Below are 596 nucleotides of genomic sequence, written 5' to 3'. Positions count from 1 at the left end.
GTGAAAGCGGCGGTCTCAAGTATCTGACGATACACCATATCTTAAAGATGACTTCCGAGTCATGTTTAAGATATTGCTCTTTAACAATCTGGAACAAGCTGAAAATTGAAACATGACGGCTGAAATTTGTCCCTCCGTAGAAGTGCCGGGATAAAGAGTAACCTGTCATAGAGTCTCTCAAATGTTTGCAGCGCGAACGATGGAAACATCTTCGGGTTGTGAGGTTAAGTGACTAAGCGTACACGGTGGATGCCTAGGCAGTCAGAGGCGATGAAGGGCGTGCTAATCTGCGAAAAGCGTCGGTAAGGTGATATGAACCGTTATAACCGGCGATTTCCGAATGGGGAAACCCAGTGTGATTCGTCACACTATCATTACGTGAATACATAGCGTAATGAAGCGAACCGGGGGAACTGAAACATCTAAGTACCCCGAGGAAAAGAAATCAACCGAGATTCCCCCAGTAGCGGCGAGCGAACGGGGAGCAGCCCAGAGTCTGAATCAGCTCGTGTGTTAGTGGAACGGTCTGGAAAGTCCGACGGTACAGGGTGATAGTCCCGTACACCAAAATGCACAGGTTGTGAACTCGAAGAGTA

The 596-nt window shown here is 48.0% G+C and carries 1 rRNA gene; it reads left to right on the top strand.

The features are described from left to right. Nucleotides 1–222: 222 nt before the first annotated feature. A 23S ribosomal RNA gene (locus PDQ33_RS29000) occupies nucleotides 223–596 on the top strand; the annotation flags it as partial.

This window comes from Bacillus cereus group sp. Bc031 (genome assembly GCF_027716265.1).
GTDB lineage: Bacteria > Bacillota > Bacilli > Bacillales > Bacillaceae_G > Bacillus_A > Bacillus_A paranthracis.
This window is presented reverse-complemented; position numbering and strand designations above follow the sequence as displayed.